The 1622-nt window shown below is 34.0% G+C and carries 2 protein-coding genes; both read right to left on the bottom strand.

Features of this window, described 5'->3' with window-relative positions:
• A partial coding sequence (locus JCM21714_RS17715; RefSeq protein ID WP_035726480.1) for a hypothetical protein occupies positions 1-675 on the bottom strand: 675 nt, incomplete at its 3' end.
• Complete coding sequence (locus JCM21714_RS22580; protein ID WP_235183033.1) at positions 675-1460, bottom strand: hypothetical protein; 786 nt, start codon at positions 1458-1460, stop codon at positions 675-677. The genes JCM21714_RS22580 and JCM21714_RS17715, both read right to left, overlap by 1 nt.
• Positions 1461-1622: the final 162 nt, after the last annotated feature.

The following is a 1622-nucleotide window of genomic DNA, read 5'->3' as shown; positions in this document are numbered from 1 at the left end:
TGGCAATATAAAAATCATAATATAAACAAGAAATAGACAAATCATTATTAAGAAAAGACTATCAAGTCCTAATAACTCAAAATTTCTCATTATAAATTGGATAATAAAAGTTATCCCCCCCAATCCTATAGGGAGTACAATTGGTAATAGAGATTTTGATTCCCATTTCATTCTTTGTTGATCCTTAGCTCCTCCTTTTCGATAATTACCTTTTTTTAAAAGATATAGGAATCGGAAGGATGTAATAGTAAAAATTAAAACACCAATTAAAATAGTTATTGATGTGAAATTTAAAAATAGTTGTGGATTATAGGACATTTCTGATGCAATTGTTAGCAAAGCAAATATAAAAAAAGTTATACTTCCCAAATTCTGCGTTACTAAAATACTTATTAAGTATTGCAACCGTTGAGCTCGCATATAAACTAAAGATAAAGCAAATATTAATCCTATCCCTCCTAACAAACAAGAGTATATAAGATGAATTTGAATAATTGTGCTAGTAATTGATATTTTTGAAAAACCATTAATAAAATACTCTAAGCATAACAAAAAAGCTTGAAGTATTATCAACAATACTAAATTGGCTCCTAAACTCTTAGGACTTTGCCTTTTCGAAACAAACGGTCCTCTTAAAACTAAGTAATCTTTTTCTGATAAATTTTGTAATAGCATTATATCCTCCTTAATGAAACCAGCCTTTTATAACATCCATTGCTGATTTCTTTTCTTTCCCCCCATTTTTTATTTAACAGACCATTTACTGCAATACCGGCAATCGCACCAACAGCTGTACCTACACCTGGGATTGGGATTGCTGCTGTAAAACCAACAGTAAGAGCAGTCTGCACAGCTCCCCCCCCTACAGCTGTATCAATGGCAGTATCTTGGGTCGCTCTTAAATGAGCTTCTTTACCATTTAAACCATCTTTTTCTGCAGCATTATAATTGCTATAATAGCTTAATCCCATACCAGCTACACCTAGGGATTTAGATACGTAATTTAAACCACCTATTTTTGTTTTAAAATTTTCTTTCATGTTTACAGAATCTTTTAACCATGTACCTGTATCTTTAAAGCCACTTACAATCCCTGTTCCAACACCCTTGGCCGTAGAAGACCCGACATGTTTTAAATCAATTTCATTTCTCCAATATTTCATTTCTGGGTGCATATTCAACGCTCTTTGCCCTGTTGAAGTCCAGTTCGTATTTCCCCGCTTATCTGCTGCTCTTAATATCGCTTGATTATTATTAGCTCGTTCATAGTGAGCATCACTCCAAACTCTTCCATTCTTCGGTAATCGATGATTTAATTGACTTCCAGCTTTATTATCAGGTTCTACACCTAAAGCCTTCAAGGCATCCCGATTGGCTCTTACACGATAAGATGGCTTATTATTTTTATGATCAAGGGCTTCTTCAGTAGTAAGGAGTCCATTGGAACCAGCTTTTTTCATTTTTCCTCCAGATAGAATGTTCTGCTCTGACCTAAAGTACCAAGTCCTACGGATATTACCTCAGATTTATCCAATATCCAATTCGAAGTAACTAACTTTCCTCCATCCGGTTGATTAGCGGCTTTATTCAGCAAGGATCTAATTTGCGATAATAAATCATCA

Origin of the sequence: Gracilibacillus boraciitolerans JCM 21714, assembly GCF_000521485.1 — a bacterium.
Classification (GTDB): domain Bacteria; phylum Bacillota; class Bacilli; order Bacillales; family Amphibacillaceae; genus Gracilibacillus; species Gracilibacillus boraciitolerans.
The sequence above is the reverse complement of the archived record's forward strand: the minus strand, read 5'-3'. Positions and strand labels throughout refer to the sequence as shown.